At 74.3% G+C, this 1,991-nt stretch carries 1 protein-coding gene; it reads right to left on the bottom strand.

What is annotated here, in order from left to right:
• Positions 1-55: 55 nt before the first annotated feature.
• Positions 56-1,636 carry a VWA domain-containing protein gene (locus ACWENR_RS30645; protein ID WP_452280420.1) on the bottom strand — a complete coding sequence of 527 codons (1,581 nt, stop codon included), beginning with the start codon at positions 1,634-1,636 and terminating at the stop codon, positions 56-58.
• Positions 1,637-1,991: the final 355 nt, after the last annotated feature.

Below are 1,991 nucleotides of genomic sequence, written 5' to 3'. Positions count from 1 at the left end.
GGGGCCCGGCGGCCGGGGCGTCACCGGCGGGGCTCGGCCCCGCCCGCGACGGCCGTCACTTCGGCGGGGGAGCCACCAGGCACACCGCCGGCGTCGAGGCGTTGCCGGCGTCGTCCACGCCGACGATCAGCGCGTCGCCGCGCAACGTCACCTTGTAGTCGATGTCGCCGGTGCCGTCCTTCACCCGCGACTGCGCCCCCGGCGCCTGCACCAGCTTGATCTTGGTGCCGGCCGGGAACGGCCCGAACCGCACGCTCGGGTCCGCCGCGTCCCCGATGAACACCTCCACCGCCGTGTCCACCACGTCCGTCGACGTCAGCTGGTAGAAGCCGTCCGGGTTGTACGAGCCGGGGATGTTGTCGCCGCTCGGGTTGTTCGTCGGCACGCACGCCGTCGCCGGGGGCGTCGTGTCGACCACCCGCATCACCGCGGTGTCGCTGCCGGTGTTGCCGGCCGCGTCGGTGGCGGTGCACGTCACCGTCGTCGCCCCCAGCGGGAACGTCGAGCCGGGCGGCGGCACGCACGCCGGGGTCAGCGGACCGTCGACGTTGTCGGTCGCCGTGGCCGGGTAGTCGATCACCGCGCCGGCCGGGCTCGTCGCCTCCACCGTCCGGTCGTCGACGACCACCGTCGGCGGGGTGACGTCGTTGACCCGCACGCGGATCTGCTGCGTGAACGCCGGCCCGCCGGACAGGCCGTTGAGCCGGAACTCCACCGTGCAGGTCAGCTCCGCGCCCTGCGCCGCGTCACCGGCCACCGTGATCGTCTCGGCGAACGGCACGTCGGTGCCCGACTGCTGCGTACGCGACGGCGCGTCGAAGCCCACCGACAGGCCGGCGTCGCACGAGGTCACCGTCGGGGTGACCGTGACGTCCAGGTCCCGCAGGCCCGCCAGGATGGCGGCGGTCACCGTGTCCGGGGAGCTGCCCACCAGCTGCCCGCCGGTGGCCGACACCACCGCGGTGGCCTGCCCCGTGGCGTCCAGGCCGCCATCGCCGCCGCTGACGTCCACCGCCAGCAGCCGCGCCTCGTCGGCCTGCAACGCCGCCGTCGCCTGCGCCAGGGTGCGCCCGTTGCTCGGGTCGTGGCTCGGCGCGTCACCGACCAGCACCACGATCCGGCTGCTGCCCGAGCGGTAGGCGACCGCCCCCTCGGAGACCTCGACCAGCGCGTTCACCCACGCCTCCGGGGTGTCCCCGCCGCCGTCGGCGGCCAGCCCGTCGACCGCGTCCTGCAGCGCCGACGCGTCGTCGGTCAGGTTCTGCCGCACCCGGAACAGCTCCGCGCCGTCCCCGGTGTCCCGGTAGGAGGCCACCGCGAACTGCGCCGACGGCTGTGCGGCACGCACGTCGGTGATGACCTGCTGCAGATTGGTCCGCACGTTGGCGATCGCCCCGCCCATGCTGCCGGTCGTGTCGACCAGCAACACCACGTCGGGCTTCGGCGGGATCGGCGGGGTGGACACCACCTTGCTGACGCCGATGGTCGTGCCCGGGTCGGCGTCGCGGTCCACGAGGGCCGGACTCACCCCGGGCGCCGCCACCGCGGGGGTGGCCAGCGCCATCACCACCGCCGTCACGCCGGCGAGCACACTCACCGTCCGTGTTCGTCGCCGGGGCACTGCTGCTGTTGCCATGCGTTGCTCCTTCAGCTCCGCCGCGCGCCGGACGCGCGACCTCTGCCGGGAGACGCTAGGGCCGGGACCGGCCCTGCCCGGTCCGACACCAGCACGGCGCAGCGTCGGGTTCCCGACCCGAAACGGCAGCCACACATGCAGGCGAAACACTTCTCACGTCCGTGCTCCGCCGGTCGTCCGGGCCGCGCCGACGACCGGCCGCGCCACCCGGCCCGCCCGGCTCGACCGCCACGGCAACACGGCCAGCGACGGCCGGCGCGCCGGAGGGGTGCCGGTAACAGCCAAATGGACACGAAAGAGTACAAGACAAAGTCCGCTAATCGGGTGTAGCCCAGCAGCGCGTAGAGCCGCACCG

The sequence above is a fragment of the Micromonospora sp. NPDC004336 genome (assembly GCF_053602615.1).
The sequence above is the reverse complement of the archived record's forward strand: the minus strand, read 5'-3'. Positions and strand labels throughout refer to the sequence as shown.